Source organism: Serratia sp. PL7 (assembly GCF_945957435.1).
In genome coordinates this window covers 675,324-700,139 of sequence record NZ_CAMFLB010000001.1, presented here as the reverse complement: position 1 = coordinate 700,139, position 24,816 = coordinate 675,324, and the positions used below count along the sequence as shown (strand labels likewise).

Genomic DNA, 24,816 nt, shown 5'->3' with positions numbered 1-24,816 from the left:
AGAGTCAGCGCTATTATGCGTAGGGGGCGAAATGCCAATCGGCTGAACAGTCGCACAAAACAGGCTTTATTTGCGCCATGTAATAACCGCGCGGTGCGCGAGCATAAAAAAACCCCGCCGAAGCGGGGTTTCTTTGCGACAGTTAATCGGGAGAGACGATTAACGCAGCAGGGACAGAACGTTCTGAGTAGACTGGTTAGCCTGTGCCAGAACAGAGGTACCAGCCTGTTGCAGGATGTTGGCACGGCTCATGTTGGACACTTCGGTCGCGTAGTCAGCATCCTGGATACGGGACTGAGAAGCGGACAGGTTGTTCACGGTGCTGTTCAGGTTGTTGATAACAGAATCGAAACGGTTCTGTACCGCACCCAGAGAAGAACGCAGGGAGTCAACCTGAGACAGCGCTTTGTCCAGGGTTGCCAGCGGATCGGCAGTTTTTGGCTCGGAACTCAGTTCTGCGCCACGAGTGACTTTACCGTCTTTGGCCACTTCAGCTTTGAAGTATTTACCGGCGTCTTCGATGATGTAAGACTTACCGTTGTCGTAAGATTTCAGGTTGTCGGTGTCAGCTTTGTCGCCAGACACAGCCACTTTTTCCTGAATGCTGGAAACGGATGCGGCAGTACTCAAAGTACCTTTCAGAGTTGCACCAGCTGCAGTAGTGTCGATGGTGGTAACTTTGCCATCGGTGCCAATAGTGGCTTTATAGAAATCGCCTTTGGTATCTGCTGCGTAGATGTCGCCGGTTGCATCATCTTTAACGTATTTTGCCGGATCATCACCACCCGCTTTCTTACCGTTGGTGTCGATAGCAATGCTTTTACCGGTAGAAACCTCAGTAACATTTGCTCCAATCTTACCTTTATCCACGCCACCGGCAACGCTAAAGGTTTCCAGGCCCAGGGTTTTGGCGTTGATGTCTTTCAGTTCGATATCGATGGTTTCGTTATCGTTAGCACCAACCTGGATGGTCAGTTTCTGATCGCTGCTCAATACTTTCACGCCGTTGAAATCGGTCTGCTCAGAGATACGGTTGATTTCAGACAGACGCTGAGAGATCTCATCCTGGATGGACTGCAGGTCGCTGGAAGAGTTGGACCCGTTCTGCGCCTGTACGGTCAGACGACGGATGTTCTGCAGGTTGTCGTTAACTTCGTTCAGTGCGCCTTCAGTGGTCTGCGCCAGAGAGATACCGTCGTTGGCGTTGCGAGAAGCCTGAGTCAGGCCTTTGATGTTAGCGGTGAAACGGTTGGAGATCGCCTGACCCGCAGCGTCGTCTTTCGCGCTGTTGATACGCAGACCGGAAGACAGACGCTCAATCGCAGTACCCAGAGAAGACTGAGATTTGTTCAGGTTGTTCTGCGCCATCAGCGACAGGCTGTTAGTGTTGATTACTTGTGCCATTGTTTGCTTTCCTTACGAGTCAGTTGCGTTCTTCGCAACACAGTTAAAAGGTTCGGGCTTGTTTGCCCACGGCGTCAACCACCGTCCCCTCAGGTATCGGCCCTCCCCTAACAACCTTTAGCAATTTTTTAAAAATTTTTGCGCTTGCGGCAATGGCAGAAATAACGCAGCTTTTCCCTCTTCTATTGCGCCATCGGTTTTTTATTTTTTTCGGTAAACTTTTTCACCGCTGGGCCGATAACGCGTAAAGCGAATAAAGTCATTACCAAGGAGAAGCACGAATGGCATCGATCAGTTCATTAGGCATCGGCTCAGGACTCGACCTCAACGGTTTGCTGGACAAGCTGACCAAAGCGGAACAACAGCGCCTGACGCCCTATACCACCCAGCAAACCAGCTATAACGCCCAATTGACCGCTTACGGCACGCTGAAAAGCTCGCTGGAGAAGTTTGACAATCTGAGCAAAGATTTGGCTAAGCCGGAATTCTTCAACAACACCACCGCCACCAAGCACGATCAGTTTACCGTGACTACCACCGATAAATCGGTGCCGGGCAACTATTCAATCGAAGTGCTGAAACTGGCACAGCCGCAAACGCTGACCACACAGGCGCCAATCGCCGACCAGCAGGCCAAGTTGGGTAATCCGGGCAGCAGCGATCGTTCGATTAGCATCACAGCAGGCAACCCGCCGAAAGAAACAAAAATCCCGCTCAGCGACGATCAGACCTCGCTGGTCGAGATGCGCGACGCCATCAATAAATCGAAATCCGGCGTCACCGCCAGCATCATGCGCGTCGGCGACAACGACTATCAATTGGCACTGAGCTCCACCACGCCCGGCGAAAAAAACACCATTGCGGTGCAGGTTAATAACGATGACAAGCTCGGCGCCATCCTCAACTTCGATCCTAAAAATCCACCGAAAGATGGCAGCACCGCGATGAAGCAAACCGTGCCCGGTCAGGATGCGGAAATCGTCGTCAACGGCACGAAAATCAAGCGCAGCACCAACTCGATCGCCGATGCCCTGCAGGGCGTAACGCTCGACCTGAAAACCACCACCAAGGCCGGTGAACCGCAAAACCTGGTGATCGGCATCGACAAGAGCGGCAGCGCCGACAAGATTAAAGAGTGGGTGGATAACTACAACACACTGCTGGACACTTTCAACTCACTGACCAAATACACCCCGGTCAAACCCGGTGAAGCGCAGAACGCCAAAAACGGCGCGCTGCTGGGCGACAACACCCTGCGCGGTATCCAGTCCTCGATCAAAAGCGCTCTCAGCTCGGCTCAAGACAACCCGGAGTTGAAAGGCCTGGGCAACCTCGGCATCACCACCAACGTCAAAACCGGCAAGCTGGAAATCGACAGCACCAAGCTGAACAAAGCCATCGACGAAAAACCGGAGCAGGTCGCCAACTTCTTCGCCGGTAACGGCAAAGACACCGGTATGGCCACCCAGATCCACAACGATATCCAAAATTACATCAAGGCCGGCGGCATCATCGAGAACTCGACCAAGAGCATCAACACCAATCTCGATCGCCTGAACATCCAGATCACCACGGTCACGGCCAGCATTCAGAACACCATCGACCGCTATAAGCAGCAGTTCGTTCAGTTGGATACCATGATGTCCAAATTGAGCAGCACAGGTAACTATTTACAACAGCAGTTCTCGGCAAAGTGATCCCTTAACCAGGTAACAGGTAAAGAAACAACATGTATAACAGAAGCGGCACTCAGGCCTATGCGCAGGTCAGTCTGGAAAGCGGCGCCATGAGCGCCAGCCCGCACCAGTTAATCGTGATGTTGTTCGACGGGGCGCTCAGCGCCCTGCTTCGCGCACGCATCCTGATGAACCAGGGCGATATCGCCGGCAAAGGTATGGCGCTGTCCAAAGCCATCAATATCATCGACAACGGTCTGAAAAGCGGCCTCGACCCTCAGCAGGGCGGCGAGATCGCCGAAAACCTGGCGGCGTTGTACGACTATATGAAGCGTCGGCTGATGCAGGCCAACCTGCACAACGACGAAGCGGCGATCGCCGAAGTGGTCAAACTGCTGGAAAACATCGCCGACGCCTGGCGCCAGATTGGCCCTAACTACCAACCTTCGCAGGACGCCATGTAATGGAACGTCAACAGCAGCTGTTAGCCGCTTATCAACAAATTTATAGCCTGAGCAGCCAGATGATCGCGCTGGCGCAAACCGGGCGCTGGGAGGAGCTCGTCGAGCTCGAATTCGCTTACGTGACGGCGGTGGAAAAAACCGCCGCCTTCACCGGGCAAGCCGGCCCGTCAATGGCCTTGCAGGAGATGCTGCGCAATAAGCTGCAACAGATCCTCGACAACGAAACCGAGCTCAAACGTCTGTTACAGCAGCGGATGGATGAGCTGAAGATGCTGATCGAACAGTCCACGCGCCAGAACGTGGTCAACAATACCTACGGCCAGTTTCATGATCGTGCGCTGTTGCTGGGGGAACCACAGGTCCGATAAGATCGACAATACTGACGAAAATGGATTAAATAGCACTATGCGCTATTACTCTCGGGTTACGTTAGGATATTAATCTATGGCATTTGAATTATTCAGTTTATGGGTAATTGGTAAAATGCGCGCTTCGAGCCTGGCTCTCACTTTAATGGATAAACATTATCCCGACACGGACGTTTTCTGTTCAGCAGGAAATTGATTTTTGATAGATAAAACACGCCGCTGTGTTTCACGGCCCATGGAAAAATGTTGCTCCAACGCGGATCAAAGCGTAAAGATATTCTCAGATAATGGCTGCGAAATGAATATCGATGGAACGTACAATTAATCTCTGTCCAGGAATTGGCGCCTCAGCGCACATCATTCAGCATACTGAATTATTATTCCCTTCAGTCTATTTTGAGCAACCACATCTGTATCTGATACAACAAGGCCATAAGCGCGTACGCTGGCAACAACACGAGGTGGTGGCTCATGCCGGCGAGCTGTTGATTATCGACGGGGGGCAAACGGTGGATATTATTAATGGCCCATCCGCAGAAGGTGTTTTCAGCTGCCAGTTGCTGACCTGCGATCCACGGCTGCTCACGATTCAGCCTCCGGCTGAGGAAGCGCCGACGCCAATGCCGTTCGATGCCGTCCTGGCGCTGCGCAACCTGCCCTGCGCCCTGAAGCACAGTTTTGAGACGACCAGCCTGGCGCTGGCGCTCCGGCAGCGGTTTCCCACCATCATCGTGCGGCACAAAATGCTGGAAATTCTGCTGTGGCTGGCCCAGTTCGGCATTCGCTTCATCCACAACGAAGCCAAAGACCTCACCCAACGCGTGCGTCGCTGCCTGGCAACCGATCCGCACAGCATTTGGACGGCGGCCAAAGTGGCGGAAAGCCTGTCGATGAGTGAAGTGATGCTGCGCCGCAAACTGTCGATGGAAAATACCGCATTGCGTAATCTGATGATCGACGTGCGCATGAGTAGCGCGCTGGCCCTGCTGCAGTCGACCGACTGGCCGATCTCCGCCATTGCGCAACATGTCGGCTATGAAAGCGCATCACGTTTCGCCGAACGTTTTCGCAAACGTTTCGGTTTCGCCCCTACCGCTATTCGCGGTCATCAAAGGATTATGGAACCCGGCTCTCAAGGCATTGAGTCGCTGGTCGCCGGAGAAACCTAAATAGACGCGTAACAAAATGGCTTTATTTGACACAGATCCCTAACGATTGTCACACCGCCGAGATACGCTACGCAACGTTCATCCGCCGAAGAGCGAAATAAATGATGCGTAATGAAAAGCGATTATTTTCTCTAGCAATCACGTTGTTGGGGCTGTGGCTGTTGGTATTGTTGTATGAAGAAGACATGATGCGTTTACTTGCCGCACAATAAAACGGCCAGGCTTTTTATCGCCTGGTCAGACTTCAGTCCAGTTTAACCAGAACGCCAATTAATACGGCAAGTACCGTCAGCATTAAAATACTGATCAGACGCCATCTGGATTCGCTTTTCGTGCTCATTGACCTGCCTCGAATAATAACCCTACTAATCAGGCTATAATAAACGGTCACCTGCGTATTCAATAAGCCTGACAGCACCGTTTTCGCCCCTCTATTCGGTAGATTAGCGCCCATTCCTTGTCGGTTGCGACACCGGCCATTAGCACGGCAATACCGGTGGTGCCACAAGCGCCAATTTCCCCGGTAGCTCCGCCACCAGTTTTTCCACCGCCAGCCGCACCTTGAGCGGCTGGTAAGGCATATAGGGCCACACGGCATTCACCGGAAAACTGAGGCTGGATCCACCGCGCATGATTTCCACCAGCGTCCCTGCCATCAGCCGCTCGCGTACCAGCCACTCCGGCAGCCAGGCAATACCGGCTCCGGCGGAAACGGCATCGACGATCCCCTGCATGTCATCCATCATCATCTTGGCCGGTGGCCTGAACGACTGCAGCTCACCGTTTTCGCCGCGAAGTTGCCAGGGCAACACGGCGCCGGCGTGCAGATACCCCACCGCCTGGTGTTGGCTTAACGCGTCCAGCGTGCTCGGTTCACCACTGCGCCGCAGGTAGTCGGGCGAGGCGCACAGCAGCATGCCGTGTTCGCCCAAGCGCCGGGCAACCAAACTGCCGCTGTCCGCCAGTTCGCCGATGCGAACCGCCAGATCGAACCCCTCATCGATCAGATCGATCCTGCGGTCGTTGAACGAAATTTCCAGCGTCAGTAAGGGATGCTCATTCGCCAGTGCCGTCATCAAGGGTGCAATGCACAGATGGCCGAACAACACCGGCATCGAGATCCTGAGCCGGCCTCGGACCTGCATCTTGCCACTGTCCAACTGGTTTTCCGCCGCCTGAACGTTCGCCAACGCCTGCCGGCAGTGCTCGTAGTACAACGCCCCTTCATCCGTCAGGCTCAGGCTGCGCGTCGTGCGCATAAACAACATCACGCCGAGCCGCGCCTCCAGACGCGACACGATTTTGCTGACCGCAGAACGTGTCAGATGCAGTTTTTCTGCGGCGGCGGCAAAACTGCCGCCTTCCGCTACGGCAACAAACGCCGGCAGTGCGCTGAGATCGCTTTTCATTTTACTGCTTCCAAATTGGAATCAATTAAGTGAAAACCTATCACCACTGGTGAGCATCAGGCAATGGTAACCTGCAGTCATTCCGGAGTCCCGGTGAAAACCACAGATTACCGTCAGAGGACAACAGCATGAAAAAAATACTGGTACTCAAATCCAGCATTATGGGAAACGACTCGCAGACCAATAACCTGATTGACCACTATCTGGCGGCGCGTCGGGCCAAAGGATATGAAGATCAGATCGTCGAACACGATTTGGCGGCCTTGGATCTGCCGGCATTGGACGGCGAGCTGTTCGATGCGCTGCGAGGCGCAGAAAACATCAGCCCACGCGCCAAAGCGACGGTAGCGCTCTCCGACCGGCTGATTGCCGAACTGAAAGGGAGCGATCTGCTGCTGATCGGCGCGCCGATGTATAACCTCAACGTTCCAACCCAGCTGAAAAACTGGTTCGATCTGGTGGCCCGCGCCCGGGTGACGTTCAACTATACCGCCACTTACCCAGTGGGGCTGGTAGAAGGCGTCAATGCGCTGGTATTCAGTTCACGCGGCGGCATACACGCCGGCCAGCCGACTGACGCCGTGACGCCGTACCTGCGCTCGGTGATGGGGCTGATGGGGATCGGCGACGTGCAGTTTATCTATGCCGAAGGGCTGGATATGAAACCGCACGGCCTCGCTCAGGGGTTGGCGAACGCCCGCGAGCGGATCGCAGAATTGGCAGGCTGAAGCAAACGCACAGCAGCATTGATTTGTTATAACATAACAAATATGATAACCACGTCGGCACCATTTCGAGCGGGCGTCGACGCTCCTACATCACATACATAAATGTTTTATCGCACCTTCAGCCAGCTATTTCGATAGCTGGTTTTTTTTGCCTATTGGCTGAAGTCGTGACTTCAGTATTGCCGGGCAGCGCGTTTCATTTCTCGCTCGCCGGGCGACTGCGTTTTCACCGACAGTGGCGCGACAAACGCTTTCCATTCTTTGCCGGCGTCCTGATGAGCCGCATTTTTTTGTGCCGATGAATAGTCATCGTTTTGCCCGGCGCATCCAGACAACGCCATGATACCCAGAGCAAGATACAGCGATTTGTACATCATCCTATCCCGATAAATGACCGTCGCTATAGGGTAACAGCGCCGACCCAAATTTCACTGAAAAATGATCGGCACGTTCATCACACCGGCATATTCATAATATCCTGGTAGGCCGCCACCAGCTTGTTGCGCACCTGTACGCCCAGCTGTAAAGACACCGACGATTTCTGCAGATCGACCATCACATCGTTCAGGCTGATGCCCGGCACGCCCAGTTCGAAATCCTGCGCCTGTTTGCGCGCCGTTTGCTGGGTCTCGCTGATCTTGCCGAGCGCCGCGGTCAGTTCGCTGGCGAAGCTGACGCCCTGCGGCGCCGCATTCTGCCCCATCTTGCCGGCCTGAACCGCCATGGTCTGCATCTGCTGCAGTACCCCTTCAATGCCCTGAATCGCCATCTGATCCTCAATCATCTCGTCTCGCCGGGTGACGTTTTCACCCTGCACTTCTCCAATGATGCACACCCTAGCACAGCGTTTTGAGACCTAAAGCGGTTAATTAACTGCAAAAAACCCGGCTTATCGGGCAATCGGAATCGTCTGATAAGGCGAATAATGGCCTGCCCAGAAATGGGAGCGCCGCTATTTAGAAGATATGTGTATCAGGGAGTCTGTTTTGTCACACAACGCTAACCATACCGTTCATCAGCCTGGCAGGGAGCTGCTCAGCGGCCCATACGGGATCGTGAGCGCCATTGAAGGACGAGACCTAAAATGAGTGCTTCGATAACCGCCGGCGAAAGCCGCGACAACGGCCTGCAAGCCATCTGGAATCGTCTGCGCGCCAACCCGAAAATTCCGTTGCTGGTCGCCGCTTCCGCCGCGATCGCGATCGTCGTCGCGCTGCTGTTGTGGGTGAAAAGCCCCGACTACCGCGTGCTGTACAGCAATCTGAACGACCGCGACGGCGGCGCCATCGTCACCCAGCTGACGCAGATGAATATCCCTTATCGCTTTGCCGAAAATGGCGCAGCGCTGCTGATCCCGGCGGAAAAAGTGCATGAAACCCGTCTGCGCCTCGCGCAGCAAGGGCTGCCGAAAGGCGGCGCCGTCGGTTTCGAACTGCTGGATCAGGAAAAATTCGGCATCAGCCAGTTCAGCGAGCAGATCAACTATCAGCGCGCCCTTGAAGGCGAGCTGTCGCGCACCATCGAGTCGCTGGGGCCGGTGCAAAACGCCCGCGTTCACCTGGCGTTGCCGAAACCTTCGCTGTTCGTACGCGAACAGAAATCCCCTTCCGCGTCGGTGACGCTGACCCTGCAACCCGGCCGTGCGCTGGACGACGGCCAGATCAACGCCATCGTTTATATGGTGTCGAGCAGCGTCGCCGGCCTGCCGCCGGGCAACGTGACCGTGGTCGACCAGGCTGGCCGCCTGCTGACGCAGTCCGACGGCACCGGGCGCGATCTCAACGCCTCGCAGCTGAAATACGCCAACGAAGTGGAAAACGGCTTCCAGCGCCGCATCGAGGCGATCCTCGCCCCGGTGGTCGGCAGCGCCAACGTGCGCGCGCAGGTCACGGCGCAGATCGACTTCGCCACGCGCGAGCAAACCGATGAACAGTACCAACCTAACCAACAGCCTGACAAAGCCGCTATTCGCTCTCAGCAAACCAGCCTGAGCGAGCAGATCGGCGGGCCACAGGTGGGCGGCGTGCCAGGCGCGCTGTCCAATCAGCCAAGCGCACCGGCCACCGCGCCGATTGAGACCGTCAAGCCGGCCAACGCCGCAGGCAACAATGCCAATGCCACCGCGCAAAACGCCGCAACCACCCGCAGCGCGGCGGCCAACGGCGTACCGCAAAACACCCGTCGCGACGCGACTACCAACTACGAACTCGACCGCACCATTCGCCACACCCAGCAAAAGGCCGGCACCGTGCAGCGCCTGTCGGTCGCCGTGGTAGTCAACTACCTCGGCGTAGATAAAGACGGCAAACCGCAGCCAATGAGCAAAGAGCAGTTGGCGCAGATCGAAGCGCTGGTGCGTGAAGCGATGGGCTACTCCAGCAGCCGTGGCGATACCCTGAACGTGGTCAACACGCCGTTTACCGACAGTCAGGTGACCGGTGGCGAACTGCCGTTCTGGCAAAGCCAGTCGTTTATCGATCGCCTGATCGACGCGGGCCGCTATCTGCTGGTGCTGCTGGTGGCCTGGCTGCTGTGGCGCAAACTGGTGCGGCCACAGCTGCAACAGCGCCAGGCGGCGCAACAGGCCGCCATCGCCGCCGCCAATGCCCCTGCCGCCAAACCGGCCGACAGCGGCAAACCGAGCAACGAGGAGCTGGCGCAGCGTCGTAAATCGCAGCAGCGCGTCAGCGCAGAAGTCCAGAGCCAGCGGATCCGCGATCTGGCTGATAAAGACCCACGCGTGGTCGCTCTGGTAATCCGCCAATGGATGAGTAACGAGATATGAGCCTGACCGGAACCGACAAAAGCGCCATCTTGCTGATGACGCTGGGTGAAGATCGCGCGGCGGAGGTGTTCAAGCACCTCTCCTCGCGCGAAGTACAGCTGCTGAGCGGCACCATGGCCGGCATGAGCCAGGTTTCGCACAAACAGCTCGGCGAAGTACTGACCGAGTTTGAAGACGACGCCGAGCAATACGCGGCGCTGAGCGTCAACGCCAGCGACTATCTGCGCTCGGTGCTGGTCAAGGCCCTGGGCGAAGAGCGCGCCGCCAGCCTGCTGGAAGACATTCTCGAATCGCGCGAGACCACCACCGGCATGGAAACGCTCAACTTTATGGAGCCGCAGAGCGCTGCCGATCTGATCCGCGACGAACACCCGCAGATCATCGCCACTATTCTGGTGCACCTCAAACGCGGCCAGGCGGCGGATATCCTGGCCCTGTTCGACGAACGTCTGCGCAACGACGTGATGCTGCGTATCGCCACCTTCGGCGGCGTGCAGCCGGCGGCGTTGGCGGAGCTGACCGAAGTGCTGAACAACCTGCTCGACGGCCAGAACCTCAAGCGCAGCAAAATGGGCGGGGTGCGCACCGCCGCCGAGATCATCAACCTGATGAAAACCCAGCAGGAAGAAGCGGTCATCGACGCGATGCGCGAATACGACGGCGAGCTGGCGCAGAAGATCATCGACGAGATGTTCCTGTTCGAAAACCTGGTGGAAGTCGACGATCGCAGCATCCAGCGCCTGCTGCAGGAAGTGGAAGGCGAGTCGCTGCTGATCGCGTTGAAAGGCGCCGAACAACCGCTGCGCGAGAAGTTCCTCAAGAACATGTCGCAACGCGCCGCCGACATCCTGCGCGACGATCTGGCCAACCGTGGGCCGGTGCGCATGTCGCAGGTGGAGAACGAGCAGAAAGCCATCCTGTTGGTGGTAAGACGCCTGGCGGAAACCGGCGAAATGATCATTGGCGGCGGCGAGGACACCTATGTCTGATCGCATTAACACCCTGCCCTGGCAGCCCTGGTCGCTCAACGATTTGGGCGAACAGAAACCGGCGTTCGACCTGCCGCCGCTGCCGGATCTCGAACAAAGCGATCCGTCGCCGGACGCGCAGGCCGAATTGCAACAGCAGCTGGCGACGCTGCGGCTGCAGGCTGAGCAACAGGGCCAGCAGTTGGGCTATGCCGACGGCCAGCAAAAAGGCTATGAAGCCGGTTTTCAGTCCGGTCTGGAAGAAGGCCGTCAGCAAGGGCTGCTGGAAGCGCAGCAGCAGCAACAGCCGCTGACCGCCCACTGGCAGCAGTTGGTTACCGAATTCCAGCACACGCTGGACGCGCTCGACAGCGTGATCGCTTCACGGTTGATGCAGCTGGCGTTGACCGCCGCCAAACAGGTGCTGGGCCAGCCGCCGGTGTGCGACGGCACCGCCCTGCTCGCGCAGATCCAACAGCTGATCCAGCAGGAGCCGATGTTCAACGGCAAGCCGCAGCTGCGGGTCCACCCGGACGACTACCCCCGCGTCGAGCAACAGTTGGGGGTTACCCTCAGCCTGCACGGCTGGCGCCTGTTGGCGGACGGCGAACTGCATCCGGGCGGCTGCAAAGTCAGCGCAGAGGAAGGCGATCTCGACGCCAGCCTGGCGACGCGCTGGCATGAACTGTGCCGCCTGGCGGCACCGGGAGAAGTCTGATGACCGCGCGTCTCGGCCGCTGGCTGAGTTCTCTGGATACGCTGGAAAAACGCATCGCCCGCGCGCCGACGGTGCGCCGCTACGGCCGCCTGACCCGCGCGACCGGGCTGGTGCTGGAGGCTACCGGCCTGCAGCTGCCGCTCGGCGCGACCTGCCTCATCGAACGGCACGACGCCGGTGAAGTGCAGGAAGTGGAAAGCGAAGTGGTCGGCTTCAACGGCCAGCGGCTGTTCCTGATGCCGCTGGAAGAAGTCGAAGGCATCGTGCCGGGCGCGCGGGTTTACGCCCGCATCGCGCCGGAAGGCCAAAGCGCCGGCAAACAGCTGCCGCTCGGCCCAGCCCTGTTGGGACGGGTGCTGGACGGCAGCGCCAAACCGCTCGACGGCCTGCCTTCACCGGAAACCGGTTACCGCGCGCCGCTGATCACCGCGCCGTTCAACCCCTTGCAGCGCACGCCGATCGAGCAGGTGCTGGACGTGGGGGTGCGCACCATCAACGGTCTGCTGACCGTCGGTCGCGGCCAGCGCATGGGCCTGTTCGCCGGCTCCGGCGTCGGCAAGAGCGTGTTGCTCGGCATGATGGCCCGTTATACCCAGGCGGATGTGATCGTCGTTGGCCTGATCGGCGAGCGCGGCCGCGAGGTCAAAGACTTTATCGAGAACATTCTCGGTGCCGAAGGCCGGGCGCGCTCGGTGGTGATCGCTGCGCCGGCGGACGTATCGCCGTTGCTGCGCATGCAGGGGGCGGCCTACGCCACCCGCATCGCCGAAGATTTCCGCGATCGCGGGCAGCACGTGTTGCTGATCATGGACTCCCTTACCCGCTACGCCATGGCGCAGCGTGAGATCGCCCTGGCCATCGGCGAACCGCCGGCGACCAAAGGCTATCCGCCTTCGGTCTTCGCCAAACTGCCTGCGCTGGTGGAACGCGCGGGTAACGGCATCAGCGGCGGCGGTTCCATTACCGCCTTCTACACCGTATTGACCGAAGGGGACGATCAGCAAGACCCGATCGCCGACTCGGCGCGCGCCATCCTCGACGGCCACGTGGTGCTGTCCCGGCGCCTGGCGGAAGCCGGCCATTACCCGGCTATCGACATCGAAGCGTCAATCAGCCGCGCCATGACGTCGCTGATCGACGAAGAGCATTATCGCCGGGTACGCACCTTCAAGCAGATGCTGGCCAGCTATCAGCGCAACCGCGATCTGATCAGCGTCGGCGCCTACGCGGCCGGCAGCGATCCGTTGCTGGACAAAGCGATGACGCTGTACCCGCAGATGGAAGCGTACCTGCAACAGGGCATCTTTGAACGCAGCGGCTACGATGAAGCCTGTCAACAGCTGCAGCAGTTGATTGTTTAACGTCACCAGAGGCGCACAGCGATGAAATCACAATCTCCCCTGATTACCCTGCGAGATCTGGCGCAGGATGCGGTGGAACAGGCCGCGCAACAGCTGGGCCAGGTACGGCAGGCGCAGCAGGCGGCAGAGCAACAGCTGTCGATGCTGCTCAACTATCAGGACGAATACCGCCAGAAGCTGAATCATACGCTTTGCGACGGCATGGACAGCTCTAGCTGGCAAAACTACCAGCAGTTTATCGGCACGCTGGAACAGGCCATCGACCAGCACCGCCAGCAGCTGCTGCAGTGGGGGCAGAAAGTGGATCATGCGGTGAAGCAATGGCAAGACAAACAACAGCGGCTGAACGCTTTCGAGACCCTGCATACCCGCGCCTTAAATGCGGAGCAGCAGCAGGAGAACAAACGGGATCAAAAACTGATGGATGAGTTCGCTCAACGCAGTGCACAAAGGAATATCAACCCATGAATCTGAACGCCCTGCCCGGCCTGGCCTTACCCGGCGACGCCGGCGGCCTGGCCGAACTGACGTCGGCGCTGGATGAGAGCCAGTTGTCATCGGCCTTCGCCCAGCTGCTCGGCGCACGTTTCGCGCCCGCCGCCGATGGCAAACAGCCGCCGGTCGCGCTGAGCGCGGACGAGGAACGCGCCCCGGCCCTGAGCCGCAACCAGCTCAATCAACTGCTAGCCACCTTCGGCGAGCGCGGCGGCCTGCTGCAGAACCCGGCCACCCCAGCCGATGCGCTTTCACCTGAAGGCGCCGAAGCCGAGGCACCCACCGCCGGCGACAAACCGGCGCAACCACCGATCGCCGCCGCCAAAGAGCTGGATGCCGCAACGCTGCAGGCGCTGTACGCCATGCTGCCGGCCGCGCTCGTCGCCCAGGCGCAACCGACCGAAGGCCAACGTTCGCTGCCGGTGGAAAACGCTGACGAGGCGACTGCACTGCAGCCCGGCAATGGCCTGCTGAACATTGCGGCGGCCGGTGATAAAACCGCCGCGCGTTCATCGGCATCCCCTGCTCCGTCGCTGATAGGCGCGAAAACGCCGGCCACCGGCGACGATAATGCCAAGGCGGCGCTCCCGCAACCGACCAGCGGTGAGCGCGCAAGTACCGCACAGCCGCTGCCGGCGAGCGATGCGCAGCAGCAACCGACGCTCAACCATGCCGTCGCCCTGGCCGCCGCCAGCCCAACGCAAACGGCCGCACCGGCCAGCGCACTGGTGACCGCACCGCCTACGCCGCAGCTCAACGCGCAGCTGGGCAGCCCGGAATGGCAGCAGGCGTTGAACCAACAGGTGCTGATGTTCCACCGCAACGGCCAGCAAAGTGCCGAGCTGCGCCTGCACCCGCAGGAGCTGGGCGCCTTGCAGATCACGCTGAAACTGGACGATCAGCAGGCGCAATTGCACATTGCCTCCGCCCACGGTCAGGTGCGCGCGGCGGTGGAAGCAGCGATGCCGCAGCTGCGTCACGCGCTGGCGGAGAGCGGCATCAACCTGGGGCAAAGCAGCGTGGGCGGCGAGTCCACCCCGCAATGGCAACAGGGGCAGCAGCAGGCGTCCAACGGCCAGGGGCGTTCCAGCTATGCTGAACATGCTGGCGGTGAGGCTGCGGCCGCCGACGGCGTCAGCGCGCCGGTGGCGCTGCAGCGCATGGCCAGTGCGGTCAACGGCGTCGATATTTTCGCCTGAGCCGCCGCAAACGCCCAAGCTGGCACCCATTTGCGCGTCTATTCAGGCTATTGCACGCCGTGATAGACGCGATAATACCTTTACATGTCATGCGTGCGGCTTTGCCGCGCGCCATGCCCGCCGCCTCGCAGGCTGCGGGTGGAACAACAGGAATTAGATTTGGCTATGTCTCAGAACACCCTTCCGGCAGCACCGAAACGCTCCCTTCTGGTCATCCTGCTGGTATTGATCAGCGTCGTCGCCTGTGGCGCCGCGGGCTACAGCTGGTGGCTGCTGCAACAGCATAAAAACGGCGCCGAACCGGCCGCCGTCAAACAGCAACCGCCGGCCGCGCCGGTGTTCATGCCGCTCGACACCTTTACCGTCAACCTGGTGACGCCGGACAACAACCCGGATCGCGTGCTGTATATCGGACTCACGCTGCGTCTGCCGGACGAAAGTACCCGCCGTCAGCTGAACGATTTTCTGCCGGAAGTGCGCAGCCGCTTGCTGATGCTGCTCTCCCGTCAGGAAGCGGGCCAGCTGGCCAATGAACAAGGGAAGCAACAGCTGGTGGCGCAGATTAAGGACGTGCTCAGCCCGCCGCTGGTTAAGGGACAACCGAAGCAGGTGGTCAGCGACGTGCTGTTCACCGCCTTCATACTGCGGTAATCACTATGGGCGATAGCATTCTTTCACAGGCAGAGATCGACGCCTTGCTCAACGGCGACAGCGCGGGTGATGAACCCGAAGCGATAGTCGGCAAAGAGAGCGAGGTCAAGCCTTACGATCCGAACACCCAGCGCCGCGTGGTGCGCGAGCGTCTGCACGCGCTGGAAATCATCAACGAACGTTTTGCCCGGCAGTTCCGCATGGGGTTGTTCAACCTGCTGCGCCGCAGCCCGGACATTACCGTCGGCCCGATCAAAATCCAGCCGTATCACGAGTTCGCCCGCAACCTGCCGGTGCCGACCAACCTGAACCTGGTGCATCTGAATCCGCTGCGCGGCACTGCCCTGTTCGTGTTCGCGCCGAGTCTGGTGTTCATCGCCGTCGACAACCTGTTCGGCGGCGACGGCCGCTTCCCGACCAAAGTCGAAGGCCGCGAATTCACCCCGACCGAACAGCGGGTGATCAAACGCATGCTGCGCCTGGCGCTGGACGCCTATGGCGACGCCTGGAGCGCCATTTACAAGATCGACGTGGAATACGTGCGCGCCGAAATGCAGGTGAAGTTCACCAACATCACCACCTCGCCGAACGACATCGTGGTCACCACGCCGTTCCAGGTGGAGATCGGCGCGCTGACCGGCGAGTTCAACATCTGCATTCCGTTCGCGATGATCGAACCGCTGCGCGAGCTGTTGACCAACCCGCCGCTGGAAAATTCGCGGCAGGAAGACAGCCACTGGCGCGAAACGCTGGTGAAGCAGGTGCAGCACTCCGAACTGGAGCTGATCGCCAACTTCGTCGATATCCCGATGCGGCTGTCGAAAGTCCTGAAGCTGCAACCGGGCGATGTATTACCGATAGACAAGCCGGAACGCCTGATCGCCCATGTGGACGGCGTACCGGTTCTGACCAGCCAATACGGCACGTTAAACGGGCAATATGCCCTGCGTGTTGAACATTTGATTAACCCTATTTTGAATGCTCTGAGTGAGGAACAGCCCAATGAGTGATCCTAAGCAACCGTCTGGCGAAGGAAAGGAATCCGTAGACGATCTGTGGGCTGATGCGTTTAACGAGCAGCAGTCGACAGAGAAATCCGGCGCGAGCACCGAAGGGGTGTTCAAGTCGCTGGAAGCTCAGGATGCGCTCGGCAGCCTGCAGGATATCGACCTGATCCTGGATATTCCGGTCAAGCTGACCGTGGAACTGGGGCGCACCAAGATGACCATCAAAGAGCTGCTGCGCCTGTCGCAAGGCTCGGTGGTGGCGCTGGACGGCCTGGCCGGCGAGCCGCTGGACATCCTGATCAACGGTTACCTGATCGCACAAGGTGAAGTGGTGGTGGTGGCCGACAAGTTCGGCGTGCGCATCACCGACATTATCACCCCGTCCGAACGCATGCGTCGACTGAGCCGCTGATGACCGTTGCGGCGCCCGTAACCGTTCAAAGCAGCCAATCCCCCGCCGCGCCGGCCCTGCCGGCCGGTTCGGTGTTGATGCAGGTCAGCAGCGCGCTCGGCGGCATTCTGCTGCTGATCCTGCTGGCCGGTTGGCTGTTCCGTCGGCTGGGTTTCGCCCCGCAGGCGCGCAACAACAAACTGCTCAACCTGCGCGCCAGTTGCCAGGTCGGGCAGCGCGAGCGCGTGGTGGTGGTGGAAGTCGATGACACCTTGCTGGTGCTGGGCGTCACCGCCCAGCAGATCACCCCGCTGCACACCCTGCCCGCCCCGCCGAAAGACGAGGGCGCGGCCGACGTGGCGACGCCGGCGGACTTCCGCCAACTGATGCAAAAAGTTCTGAAACGCCCGGAAAAATCGGCATGACCTCGACTCTTCATACCCTCGTCCGCCGTCCGGCGGTTTGGCTCCCTGCCGCCCTGCTGTTCATCAGCCCGGCGGCTTTGGCACAACTGCCGGGGCTGATCAGTCAGCCGCTGGCCAACGGCGGCCAAAGCTGGTCGCTGCCGGTGCAGACGCTGGTGCTGTTGACCTCGCTGACCTTCCTGCCGGCCATGCTGCTGATGATGACCAGCTTCACCCGCATCATCATCGTGCTCGGCCTGCTGCGCAACGCGCTGGGCACGCCTTCGGCGCCGCCGAACCAGGTGATGCTGGGGCTGGCGTTGTTCCTGACCTTCTTCATCATGTCGCCGGTGTTCGACAAGGTTTATCAGGACGCCTACCTGCCGTTCAGCCAGGACAAAATCGGGCTGGAAGTCGCGCTGGATAAAGGCGCGCAGCCGCTGCGCGAATTCATGCTGCGCCAAACGCGCGAAACCGATCTCGCGCTGTACGCCAGATTGGCCAATCAGCCGCCGCTGGCCGGCCCGGAGGCGGTGCCGATGCGCATCCTGCTGCCCGCCTACGTCACCAGCGAACTGAAAACCGCCTTCCAGATCGGCTTTACGGTGTTCATTCCGTTCCTGATTATCGACCTGGTGGTCGCCAGCGTGCTGATGGCGCTGGGGATGATGATGGTGCCGCCCGCCACCATCTCGCTGCCGTTCAAGCTGATGCTGTTCGTGCTGGTCGATGGCTGGCAGCTGCTGCTCGGCTCGCTGGCGCAGAGCTTCTATTCGTAACCCCTGACCGGAGAACGCGAGATGACACCTGAATCGGTTATGGCGCTCGGCACCGAAGCGATGAAAGTCGCGCTGGCGCTGGCCGCCCCGCTGCTGCTGGCGGCGCTGATCAGCGGCCTGGTCGTCAGCCTGCTGCAGGCCGCCACCCAGATCAACGAAATGACGCTGTCGTTCATCCCTAAAATTCTGGCGGTGGTGGCCACCATCATCATCGCCGGTCCCTGGATGTTGAATCTGTTGCTGGACTACATGCGCACTCTGTTCAGCAACCTGCCCACCCTGATCGGCTGACCGTGCTCACCTTCGACAGCGCCCAGCTCACCGTCTGGCTCAGCCACTACTTTTGGCCGCTGCTGCGCATTCTGGCGCTGATCAGCACCGCGCCGATATTCAGCGAAAAACAAATCAGCAAAAAGGTCAAAATCGGCCTTGGCGGGCTGATCGTCATTCTGATCGCGCCGACGCTGCCCGCCAGCAATATCCCGATCTTCTCCGCCGCCGGCCTGTGGCTGGCGGTTCAACAGATTCTGATCGGCGTGGCGCTGGGATTGACCATGCAGTTCGCCTTCGCGGCGGTGCGCCTGGCGGGCGAAGTGATCGGCATGCAGATGGGCCTGTCGTTCGCCACCTTCTTCGATCCCAGCGGCGGCCCGAACATGCCGGTGCTGGCGCGCCTGCTTAACCTGCTGGCGATGCTGCTGTTCCTCAGCTTCGACGGCCATCTGTGGCTGATTTCACTGCTGGCGGACAGCTTCCATACCCTGCCTATCCAAACGCAGCCGCTGAACGGCAACGGCTTCCTGGTGTTGACCCAGGTTGGCTCGCTGATTTTCATCAACGGCATGATGCTGGCGCTGCCGCTGATCTGCCTGCTGTTGACGCTGAACATGGCGCTCGGCCTGCTCAATCGCATGACCCCGCAGCTGTCGGTCTTCGTGATCGGTTTCCCGGTCACCATGACCTTCGGCATCATGACGCTGGGTATGATGATGCCGATGCTGGCGCCGTTCTGTGAACATCTGTTCGGTGAAATCTTCGATCGACTGGCGGCGGTAATCGGCGGCATGACCTTCTAAGCCCCTGCAACGCCCCTCCCTTTCCCCCTTATCTGCCTGAGACAAAATGGCAATAAAAACGCTTTCTTGGGACAAAAGCCTGAGAAACGCCTTTTATCCGGATTAAGGTTCAAATGTCTCCGGCGGCTTGAATAAATAAAACCCCGACCTAGAATAGACCCGGCAACAGAAATATCGCTTGTACCACGCTAGCCATCAGCGGCGATAAAAACGCTGGCTCCCAATTGGAAATAAAAAATAACGCAGTCACGCAGGGTAAAATGCGCGACAGATAACTTACACCCTGAATAAATGCGTCCGGCGCCTACCGGCTGCAGGGCGCAGCATCGACCTTTGCTAACCACAGGAGCGAGAAAATGATTAAAGCGAAAAGCAACCGCAAAGCACGCCGGTTATTCGGTCTGACCCACTGGAAAAGCAACAAGTTTAGAGTTTCGTTTACCGAGACGGCCGACGGCGGAAAATGGAAAGTGGAGAAGAAAAAGAAATAGTAGCGCTATTTATCGTCAGGGAAATAATATCCATCGCGATTCTTCCACCGCTGATTTCAATAATGCCATTGCGCATTAAACAGGGGTGACAATCGTATTATTTCTTTCCTGATGAAAAAAAGGCGCGTCACTCAGTCAGTAGTGGGAGAACGAGCGACGCGCCAAACGAGTGCACCCGGTTTCAAGAAGCCTCCCTCCCCGCGAGGCGGAGAAGGCATTTTCTAAGCGCACTAAAGGGAAACCCGTCGCGGTCAGGCAACGGGGTATTGCTCTTAACGATTCATCTGGAACAGCGACATGCCCTGCATATCGCTGAAGGTTTTATACGACGCCTGCAGTGCTGCCTGCTGCATGAAATAAGACGAGATAGACTCGGCCAGATCGGCATCCGTCAACGCGCTCATCTGGATCTGGTTGGTCATGTCACGCTCTTTACCGATGCTGTCCAGCTGATCCATTTCCTGCAGCTGACTGCCCAGCTCGGCGCGCACGCTCAACACGTTGTTGTAGGAGTTGTCCAGACCGCGGTTGGCTTTCGCCAAGGCATCGTTCACCTGCTGCTTGGTGGCCTCGTCGGCGCCCTGCAGCGGGGTTTTCAACGCGTTCAGCGCAATATCGATGCTCTCGAATACGTTGCTGACCGGCGCGCTGCCGTCCGGCTCGGGCTTCGGATTGCTGGTCAACGACATGAACACCGCGTTGCCGGTATGGCCGATGGTCATGGTGCGGTTGGCGTCCACTTTCTGCTGAACCGTCTTGTCCCCGCCCTGATAACTGACGGTGCCGCCGTTATCGACGAACGGCGCCTTGTCGTTCACATATCCGCCGAACATATAGCGGCCGTTGCCGTCGGTGCTGTTGGCCTGGTTCAGCAGCTGATCTTTCAGCCCCTGCAGTTGGGTGGCCAGCGACTGGCGATCGTTATCGCTTTCGGTGCCGCCGGCGTTGACGATCAGCGCCTTCATATCCGCGATGGTGGAGGTCGCGCCGGCCAATACCGTTTCTTCCATCGACACGTTCTGACGAGCGAAGGTGCGCGCCAGCGTGTACTGGCTGTTTTCCGCCTGCGACTGCGACAACATCACCGCGCGCGACGCCGCCAGCGGATCGTCGGACGGGTTGATCACCCGCTTGCCCGAGGAAAGCTGCTCGGCCGCCTTCATGAACAGCGACTGGTTGCCCGTGATGCCGTTCATGTTCTGTTGGTACATCATGCTGGTGCTCATGCGCATGCTGTGGGTTCCTTACTCTGAGCGACCGGCGCCGTTATCGGCGCCGATTAACAATGAAATCAACGAATATTCAGCAGCGCGTCGAACAGCGAGCTGGCGGTCTGAATCACCTGCGCGTTGGCCATGTAGTACTGCTGGAAACGCAGCAGTTCACCGTACTCTTCGTCAAGGTTGACGCCGGACATCGACTGCTGTTGCGCACCCAGCTGCGTGACGATCTTGGCCTGCGAGGTAGCGATGGCCTTGGCGGCAGCGGTCTGGTTGCCGACGCCGCTGACGATGCCGGCGTAAGCGCCGCTCAGGGTCGCTTTGCCGTCCACCAGGTTTTTGGTTTGCAGATCCAGCAGCTTCTTGGCGTTCTCGTTATCGCCGCGGCCGCTGTCGTCTTTACCGGCGGCGGCGATCTTGGACGAATCGGTGATGGCCACTTTCAGGTTGCCCGCCACGTCGCTGACCGGCTTCACGGTGAAGCTGTCTTTGGCCTGCGCATTGCCGTCGATGCTCACTTCCAACCCGTCGAAGTTCAGCGTCGGTTTGCCGTCGGCGCTGGTGCCCGGCGTGGCGTTGACTTTCACATTGTCCGGCAGGCGGCTGACCTGCCAGTTGCTGCCGTCGAACTCAACGCGATAATCGTTAGCCTTCACCTTGCCGGTATCGGTGTAAGAAACCGACAGCGACGCGTCGCCGGTGTTGCGGGTGTTATCCACCACCCGTCCGCCGCTGAAGCTGAAGAAGTCGCCGCCTGCGTCACCGTTCAGATCGAAGCCGGCGCGATGCTGTTGGTTAAAGCTGTCCGCCATCGCCAGCGCCAACTGGCCCAGCTGATTGCGCACGCCGTCCAGCGTTTCGCTGCGGAATTTCAGCACGCCGCTCAGCGTGCCGCTGGTGATCTGGCCTTCTGGCACTTCGCTGGCGCCGTTGCCGCGGTTATAGCCGATAGTCAGACGGGAAGGATCGCTGCTGGAAGGCACGGCTTCCACCTGATACGTATTGCTGCCCTGCACCAGCGTCAAGCCGTTGGCGAAGGAGACGGTATAGGCGTCGCCGTCCTGTTGCGTGACCTGTACGCCCACCAGTTGGTTCAATTCGGTGACCAGCTGATCGCGCTGATCCAGCAACGCATTTGGCTCGCCGCCGGCGCTGCCGCGCAAACGGGTGATCTCGTCGTTCAGCTTGGCGATCTGCTGGCCGTAGCTGTTGATCTGCTGCGCCGTATCGCTGATCTGCTGATTGACGCCGTTGTCCATGTCGCGCAGAAATTTGTCGGTGTTGTTGAACTGGTTCACCAGGCCGTTGGCCTTGCCCAGCACCGTTTGGCGCGCGGCATCATCACCGGCGTTGCTCACCAGGTTCTGCAGGTTGGTGAAGAAATCCTGCATGTTGGTCGACAGCGGGTTGGTCTTGCTCGCCAACAGATTGTCGATCTGCGAAATCTTCTCGTAATAGGCGTTCTGCGCCCCGAACGCGCTTTGTGCGCCGCGCAGCTGGTTGGTGATGAACTGGTTGTACTCGCGGTTAACGCTGGTGACGGTCACGCCGTTGCCGATAAAGCCGCTCATGGTGGCCATGCCGCCGTTCTGCGCCAGGATCGCGGTCTGGCGGTTGTAGCCCGCCACGTTGTAGTTGGAGATGTTGTTGCTGACGGTACTGAGCGCCACCTGAGCCGCATTCAGCCCGCTCATCGCGGTATTGATTAAGCTATTGGACATCGGAATTCCTTATGCTGCGGCGCCGGTGGCCCACAGGGTTCTTAATTGAGCTGCTGAGCCTGTTCGCTCAGCCTGTTTCGGTTATCGGCCAAAATGAGAAGAACTTGAGGAAAAAAAGCGGCAACGCGGTCAGCATCCAGCTAGCCTTCGTTACCGCCTATCCCCTAAATAATTGGCGTCGCAGCAAGGCGACAAGCAAGGGCGTCCCCGGGCGCTTGGTTAAGCCAAGTGACCGGGGCGAGCTTGTGCAGTCAACGCCGCTGCGGCGTCAAGAATGACGGGGATTTAGAACAAATCTTTCAGATCGTGGGTATAGGCTTTCACCGCCTGTTCCCCCGCGTTCTTCATCTGCTGAATCACGCTGACCAGTTTGCTGGCGTACTGCGGATCGGTGGCGTACCCGGCGCGTTGCAGCGCATGCGCCGCCTGCTCCGGGCTGCGCGCGGCGGCCACGTCGGCATAGCGCGGGTTGTTGGTCAGCAGTTTGACGTAGTCGGCAATTGCTTCGACATACGACCCGTAGACGCGGAACTTCGCCTTCACCTTCTTCGCCGCGCCCTGTTCGAACTCGGTGGTGGTGATCTCCGTCACCGGCCCGTTCCAGCTGCCGCCGGCCTTGATGCCGAACAGGTTGTAGCTCGGCGTGCCGTCTGAGGTCGGGATCTCGCGCTGCCCCCAGCCGGACTCCAGCGCCGCCTGCGCGACGATCAGCTGATGCGGAATGCCGCTCTGCTGGCTGGCGACCTTCGCCGGGATCGACAGACGAGCGACGAAGTTGCCGTTGTTGAGCGACAGTGGCGCGGCGGCCGGCGGGGCTTTCGGCATCGCGCGGCGCACCATCTGGTCCAGCGCCTGGTTCGGCAGCGTTTGCAGCACCTCGTTGTCCAGCGCCATCGGCGACAGGCCCGCCGTTTCACTCGGCACCGCGTTGGCGTTGCTCATCTGCTTGACCATCATGTCGGCCAGCCCCAGCCCTTTTTGCGACATCTGCTGGGCGATTTGCTGGTCATACATCGAGGTATAGAGCCGCGTTTGATCGCTGCTCAATACCCCGTCCTGCGGCAAGGCGGATCGCATGCTTTTCAGCATCATCTGCACGAACATGCCTTCTACCTGCTGGGCCACCTGCTTGAGGTTGCCCTGCGGGTCGGCCGCCGCATCGCGCTTCAGACCGTTCAGCGCCTGGGCGTCATAGGCCGCACCCGACATTGCCATCAGATCGCCGGCCATCAGATGATTTCCAGCTTGGCGCGCAGGCAGCCGGCGCTCTGCATCGCCTGCAGGATCGACATCAGATCGATCGGCGTGGCGCCCAACGCGTTCAGCGCGCGAATGACGTTGTTCAGGTTGGCGCTGGCGTTCACCTTCTGCAGCGATCCGCCCTGCTGTTGCACCGAGATCTGGGTGTTTGGCGTCACCACCGTCTGGCCGCCGCCGAACGGCGTCGTCGGTTGGCTGACGGTGTTCTGCCGATCGACCACCACCGACAGGTTGCCCTGGGCGACGGCGCAGGAATCGAGGATCACATCGCGGTTCATCACCACCGACCCGGTGCGCGAGTTGATGATCACTTTGGCGTCCATCGCGCCGACGTTGACGGTGATGTTTTGAATCTCCGCCAGGAAACGCACCTGAGAGCTGTTGCCCTGCGGCACCAGCACCTGGATCGTGCGGGCGTCGAGCGGCGTCGCGGTGCCGCCGCCGCGTTGGCGGTTGATGGCGTCGCTGATCTGCTGCGCCAGCGTGAAGTCTTCGTCGTTCAGCTGCAGGTTGAGTACGCCGCCGCTGCCGAAGGTGGTCGGCAGCTCGCGCTCAATGGTGGCGCCGTTGCTGATGCGCCCGCCCGCCAGCTGGTTGACCTGCACGCTGCTGCCGCCGGCCGCCGCGCCCGCGCCGCCGACCAGCACGTTGCCCTGCGCCAGCGCATAGACCTGGTTATCCACGCCTTTGAGCGGCGTCATCAGCAAGGTGCCGCCGCGCAGGCTCTTGGCGTTGCCCATCGATGAAACCACCACGTCGATGTTCTGCCCGGCGCGCGAGAACGGCGGCAGTTTGGCGGTCACCATCACCGCCGCCACGTTTTTCAGCTGCATGTTAGTGCCCGGCGGCACGGTGATGCCCAGCTGCGACAGCATGTTGCTCAGGCTTTGGGTGGTGAACGGCGTCTGCATGGTCTGGTCGCCGGAACCGTCCAGCCCCACCACCAGGCCGTAGCCGATCAGGGCGTTGTCTCGCACGCCCTGCACCGTCACCAGATCGCGGATGCGCTCCGCCGCCGCCGGCAAGCACACCAGCCCGACGCACAGCGCGATAAACCATTTTTTCAGCATCA

27 protein-coding genes are annotated in these 24,816 nt (G+C 59.5%); 19 read left to right on the top strand and 8 right to left on the bottom strand.

What is annotated here, in order from left to right; all coding sequences use genetic code 11:
- Nucleotides 1-159: 159 nt before the first annotated feature.
- A complete protein-coding gene (locus tag N6G83_RS03320) occupies nucleotides 160-1,404 on the bottom strand; it encodes a FliC/FljB family flagellin (protein ID WP_089195986.1) in 1,245 nt (414 codons plus the stop codon).
- Between the two features lie 281 nt (nucleotides 1,405-1,685).
- Between N6G83_RS03320 and fliD the strand changes: the two genes are divergently transcribed.
- From fliD to N6G83_RS03300, 4 genes are all read left to right on the top strand, one after another.
- Nucleotides 1,686-3,101, top strand: coding sequence for a flagellar filament capping protein FliD (fliD, locus tag N6G83_RS03315; RefSeq protein ID WP_043138596.1), 1,416 nt, complete (start codon nucleotides 1,686-1,688; stop codon nucleotides 3,099-3,101).
- A gap of 32 nt (nucleotides 3,102-3,133) precedes the next feature.
- The gene (gene fliS, locus N6G83_RS03310; protein WP_025303243.1) at nucleotides 3,134-3,544 is read left to right on the top strand and encodes a flagellar export chaperone FliS; all 411 of its coding nucleotides are present in this window, start codon (nucleotides 3,134-3,136) and stop codon (nucleotides 3,542-3,544) included.
- The gene (gene fliT / locus N6G83_RS03305; RefSeq protein ID WP_004934765.1) at nucleotides 3,544-3,912 is read left to right on the top strand and encodes a flagella biosynthesis regulatory protein FliT; all 369 of its coding nucleotides are present in this window, start codon (nucleotides 3,544-3,546) and stop codon (nucleotides 3,910-3,912) included. The genes fliS and fliT overlap by 1 nt, the downstream gene beginning before the upstream one ends.
- A gap of 308 nt (nucleotides 3,913-4,220) precedes the next feature.
- Nucleotides 4,221-5,081 carry a helix-turn-helix transcriptional regulator gene (locus N6G83_RS03300; RefSeq protein WP_025303244.1) on the top strand — a complete coding sequence of 287 codons (861 nt, stop codon included), beginning with the start codon at nucleotides 4,221-4,223 and terminating at the stop codon, nucleotides 5,079-5,081.
- Between the two features lie 479 nt (nucleotides 5,082-5,560).
- On the opposite strand, the gene N6G83_RS03295 is transcribed toward N6G83_RS03300, so the two are convergent.
- Nucleotides 5,561-6,490 (bottom strand): LysR family transcriptional regulator, encoded by a 930-nt coding sequence (locus N6G83_RS03295; protein WP_025303245.1) that lies wholly within the window; start codon nucleotides 6,488-6,490, stop codon nucleotides 5,561-5,563.
- A 128-nt stretch (nucleotides 6,491-6,618) separates the two neighbouring features.
- On the opposite strand from N6G83_RS03295, the gene N6G83_RS03290 reads away from it, so the two are divergent.
- Nucleotides 6,619-7,218, top strand: coding sequence for an FMN-dependent NADH-azoreductase (locus N6G83_RS03290; protein WP_197770702.1), 600 nt, complete (start codon nucleotides 6,619-6,621; stop codon nucleotides 7,216-7,218).
- Nucleotides 7,219-7,391: 173 nt separating this feature from the next.
- On the opposite strand, the gene N6G83_RS03285 is transcribed toward N6G83_RS03290, so the two are convergent.
- Together N6G83_RS03285 and fliE are read right to left on the bottom strand one after the other, a co-directional pair.
- A complete protein-coding gene (locus N6G83_RS03285) occupies nucleotides 7,392-7,595 on the bottom strand; it encodes a hypothetical protein (protein WP_141998313.1) in 204 nt (67 codons plus the stop codon).
- A 77-nt stretch (nucleotides 7,596-7,672) separates the two neighbouring features.
- Nucleotides 7,673-7,987, bottom strand: a complete 315-nt coding sequence (gene fliE, locus N6G83_RS03280; protein WP_025159836.1) for a flagellar hook-basal body complex protein FliE — start codon at nucleotides 7,985-7,987, stop codon at nucleotides 7,673-7,675.
- 315 nt (nucleotides 7,988-8,302) lie between these two features.
- Here fliE and fliF point away from each other — a divergent pair, with 315 nt between their 5' ends.
- The 14 genes from fliF to sra all read left to right on the top strand — a co-directional run bounded on the left by fliF (nucleotide 8,303) and on the right by sra (nucleotide 19,543).
- Nucleotides 8,303-10,003 (top strand): flagellar basal-body MS-ring/collar protein FliF, encoded by a 1,701-nt coding sequence (gene fliF, locus N6G83_RS03275; RefSeq protein WP_025303248.1) that lies wholly within the window; start codon nucleotides 8,303-8,305, stop codon nucleotides 10,001-10,003.
- A complete protein-coding gene (fliG, locus tag N6G83_RS03270) occupies nucleotides 10,000-10,992 on the top strand; it encodes a flagellar motor switch protein FliG (RefSeq protein ID WP_025303249.1) in 993 nt (330 codons plus the stop codon). Before fliF ends, fliG begins: the two co-directional genes overlap by 4 nt.
- The gene (gene fliH, locus N6G83_RS03265; protein WP_025303250.1) at nucleotides 10,985-11,689 is read left to right on the top strand and encodes a flagellar assembly protein FliH; all 705 of its coding nucleotides are present in this window, start codon (nucleotides 10,985-10,987) and stop codon (nucleotides 11,687-11,689) included. Before fliG ends, fliH begins: the two co-directional genes overlap by 8 nt.
- Nucleotides 11,689-13,050: a flagellar protein export ATPase FliI gene (fliI, locus tag N6G83_RS03260; protein WP_004934781.1), complete on the top strand. Its 1,362-nt coding sequence runs from the start codon at nucleotides 11,689-11,691 to the stop codon at nucleotides 13,048-13,050. The genes fliH and fliI overlap by 1 nt, the downstream gene beginning before the upstream one ends.
- A gap of 21 nt (nucleotides 13,051-13,071) precedes the next feature.
- A complete protein-coding gene (gene fliJ / locus N6G83_RS03255) occupies nucleotides 13,072-13,518 on the top strand; it encodes a flagellar export protein FliJ (protein WP_043138615.1) in 447 nt (148 codons plus the stop codon).
- The gene (locus tag N6G83_RS03250; protein ID WP_043138619.1) at nucleotides 13,515-14,744 is read left to right on the top strand and encodes a flagellar hook-length control protein FliK; all 1,230 of its coding nucleotides are present in this window, start codon (nucleotides 13,515-13,517) and stop codon (nucleotides 14,742-14,744) included. The genes fliJ and N6G83_RS03250 overlap by 4 nt, the downstream gene beginning before the upstream one ends.
- A 165-nt stretch (nucleotides 14,745-14,909) precedes the next feature.
- Complete coding sequence (gene fliL / locus N6G83_RS03245; RefSeq protein ID WP_025303253.1) at nucleotides 14,910-15,395, top strand: flagellar basal body-associated protein FliL; 486 nt, start codon at nucleotides 14,910-14,912, stop codon at nucleotides 15,393-15,395.
- Between the two features lie 5 nt (nucleotides 15,396-15,400).
- Complete coding sequence (fliM, locus tag N6G83_RS03240) at nucleotides 15,401-16,405, top strand: flagellar motor switch protein FliM (protein WP_025303254.1); 1,005 nt, start codon at nucleotides 15,401-15,403, stop codon at nucleotides 16,403-16,405.
- Entirely contained in the window at nucleotides 16,398-16,814 is a 417-nt protein-coding gene (gene fliN, locus N6G83_RS03235) for a flagellar motor switch protein FliN (RefSeq protein ID WP_038876868.1), read from the top strand. Before fliM ends, fliN begins: the two co-directional genes overlap by 8 nt.
- Entirely contained in the window at nucleotides 16,814-17,218 is a 405-nt protein-coding gene (gene fliO, locus N6G83_RS03230) for a flagellar biosynthetic protein FliO (protein WP_025303256.1), read from the top strand. Before fliN ends, fliO begins: the two co-directional genes overlap by 1 nt.
- Nucleotides 17,215-17,976 carry a flagellar type III secretion system pore protein FliP gene (gene fliP / locus N6G83_RS03225; RefSeq protein WP_025303257.1) on the top strand — a complete coding sequence of 254 codons (762 nt, stop codon included), beginning with the start codon at nucleotides 17,215-17,217 and terminating at the stop codon, nucleotides 17,974-17,976. The genes fliO and fliP overlap by 4 nt, the downstream gene beginning before the upstream one ends.
- Nucleotides 17,977-17,997: 21 nt before the next feature.
- A complete protein-coding gene (gene fliQ / locus N6G83_RS03220; RefSeq protein ID WP_004934803.1) occupies nucleotides 17,998-18,267 on the top strand; it encodes a flagellar biosynthesis protein FliQ in 270 nt (89 codons plus the stop codon).
- A gap of 2 nt (nucleotides 18,268-18,269) precedes the next feature.
- Nucleotides 18,270-19,052, top strand: a complete 783-nt coding sequence (fliR, locus tag N6G83_RS03215; protein ID WP_043138626.1) for a flagellar biosynthetic protein FliR — start codon at nucleotides 18,270-18,272, stop codon at nucleotides 19,050-19,052.
- 356 nt (nucleotides 19,053-19,408) lie between these two features.
- Complete coding sequence (gene sra, locus N6G83_RS03210) at nucleotides 19,409-19,543, top strand: stationary-phase-induced ribosome-associated protein (RefSeq protein WP_087763075.1); 135 nt, start codon at nucleotides 19,409-19,411, stop codon at nucleotides 19,541-19,543.
- Nucleotides 19,544-19,815: 272 nt separating this feature from the next.
- Here sra and flgL read toward each other — a convergent pair whose 3' ends face one another.
- From flgL to N6G83_RS03190, 4 genes are all read right to left on the bottom strand, one after another.
- Nucleotides 19,816-20,775 carry a flagellar hook-associated protein FlgL gene (flgL, locus tag N6G83_RS03205; protein ID WP_016927302.1) on the bottom strand — a complete coding sequence of 320 codons (960 nt, stop codon included), beginning with the start codon at nucleotides 20,773-20,775 and terminating at the stop codon, nucleotides 19,816-19,818.
- Nucleotides 20,776-20,834: 59 nt separating this feature from the next.
- Nucleotides 20,835-22,484, bottom strand: coding sequence for a flagellar hook-associated protein FlgK (flgK, locus tag N6G83_RS03200; RefSeq protein WP_033643519.1), 1,650 nt, complete (start codon nucleotides 22,482-22,484; stop codon nucleotides 20,835-20,837).
- A 285-nt stretch (nucleotides 22,485-22,769) separates the two neighbouring features.
- The gene (gene flgJ, locus N6G83_RS03195) at nucleotides 22,770-23,714 is read right to left on the bottom strand and encodes a flagellar assembly peptidoglycan hydrolase FlgJ (RefSeq protein WP_127146016.1); all 945 of its coding nucleotides are present in this window, start codon (nucleotides 23,712-23,714) and stop codon (nucleotides 22,770-22,772) included.
- Nucleotides 23,714-24,814, bottom strand: coding sequence for a flagellar basal body P-ring protein FlgI (locus N6G83_RS03190; RefSeq protein WP_004934816.1), 1,101 nt, complete (start codon nucleotides 24,812-24,814; stop codon nucleotides 23,714-23,716). The genes flgJ and N6G83_RS03190 overlap by 1 nt, the downstream gene beginning before the upstream one ends.
- Nucleotides 24,815-24,816: the final 2 nt, after the last annotated feature.

Coding starts and splice junctions, on each gene's coding strand:
- fliS (WP_025303243.1), top strand. CDS start 3,134: ATGTATAACAGAAGCGGCACTCAGGCCTATGCGCAGGTCAGTCTGGAA.
- fliP (WP_025303257.1), top strand. CDS start 17,215: ATGACCTCGACTCTTCATACCCTCGTCCGCCGTCCGGCGGTTTGGCTC.
- fliH (WP_025303250.1), top strand. CDS start 10,985: ATGTCTGATCGCATTAACACCCTGCCCTGGCAGCCCTGGTCGCTCAAC.
- N6G83_RS03300 (WP_025303244.1), top strand. CDS start 4,221: ATGGAACGTACAATTAATCTCTGTCCAGGAATTGGCGCCTCAGCGCAC.
- N6G83_RS03190 (WP_004934816.1), bottom strand. CDS start 24,814: ATGCTGAAAAAATGGTTTATCGCGCTGTGCGTCGGGCTGGTGTGCTTG.
- N6G83_RS03295 (WP_025303245.1), bottom strand. CDS start 6,490: ATGAAAAGCGATCTCAGCGCACTGCCGGCGTTTGTTGCCGTAGCGGAA.
- fliD (WP_043138596.1), top strand. CDS start 1,686: ATGGCATCGATCAGTTCATTAGGCATCGGCTCAGGACTCGACCTCAAC.
- N6G83_RS03320 (WP_089195986.1), bottom strand. CDS start 1,404: ATGGCACAAGTAATCAACACTAACAGCCTGTCGCTGATGGCGCAGAAC.
- fliF (WP_025303248.1), top strand. CDS start 8,303: ATGAGTGCTTCGATAACCGCCGGCGAAAGCCGCGACAACGGCCTGCAA.
- fliO (WP_025303256.1), top strand. CDS start 16,814: ATGACCGTTGCGGCGCCCGTAACCGTTCAAAGCAGCCAATCCCCCGCC.
- fliM (WP_025303254.1), top strand. CDS start 15,401: ATGGGCGATAGCATTCTTTCACAGGCAGAGATCGACGCCTTGCTCAAC.
- fliG (WP_025303249.1), top strand. CDS start 10,000: ATGAGCCTGACCGGAACCGACAAAAGCGCCATCTTGCTGATGACGCTG.
- N6G83_RS03250 (WP_043138619.1), top strand. CDS start 13,515: ATGAATCTGAACGCCCTGCCCGGCCTGGCCTTACCCGGCGACGCCGGC.
- flgK (WP_033643519.1), bottom strand. CDS start 22,484: ATGTCCAATAGCTTAATCAATACCGCGATGAGCGGGCTGAATGCGGCT.
- sra (WP_087763075.1), top strand. CDS start 19,409: ATGATTAAAGCGAAAAGCAACCGCAAAGCACGCCGGTTATTCGGTCTG.
- fliN (WP_038876868.1), top strand. CDS start 16,398: ATGAGTGATCCTAAGCAACCGTCTGGCGAAGGAAAGGAATCCGTAGAC.
- fliQ (WP_004934803.1), top strand. CDS start 17,998: ATGACACCTGAATCGGTTATGGCGCTCGGCACCGAAGCGATGAAAGTC.
- flgJ (WP_127146016.1), bottom strand. CDS start 23,714: ATGGCCGGCGATCTGATGGCAATGTCGGGTGCGGCCTATGACGCCCAG.
- fliE (WP_025159836.1), bottom strand. CDS start 7,987: ATGGCGATTCAGGGCATTGAAGGGGTACTGCAGCAGATGCAGACCATG.
- fliL (WP_025303253.1), top strand. CDS start 14,910: ATGTCTCAGAACACCCTTCCGGCAGCACCGAAACGCTCCCTTCTGGTC.
- N6G83_RS03290 (WP_197770702.1), top strand. CDS start 6,619: ATGAAAAAAATACTGGTACTCAAATCCAGCATTATGGGAAACGACTCG.
- fliJ (WP_043138615.1), top strand. CDS start 13,072: ATGAAATCACAATCTCCCCTGATTACCCTGCGAGATCTGGCGCAGGAT.
- fliT (WP_004934765.1), top strand. CDS start 3,544: ATGGAACGTCAACAGCAGCTGTTAGCCGCTTATCAACAAATTTATAGC.
- fliI (WP_004934781.1), top strand. CDS start 11,689: ATGACCGCGCGTCTCGGCCGCTGGCTGAGTTCTCTGGATACGCTGGAA.
- flgL (WP_016927302.1), bottom strand. CDS start 20,775: ATGCGCATGAGCACCAGCATGATGTACCAACAGAACATGAACGGCATC.
- N6G83_RS03285 (WP_141998313.1), bottom strand. CDS start 7,595: ATGATGTACAAATCGCTGTATCTTGCTCTGGGTATCATGGCGTTGTCT.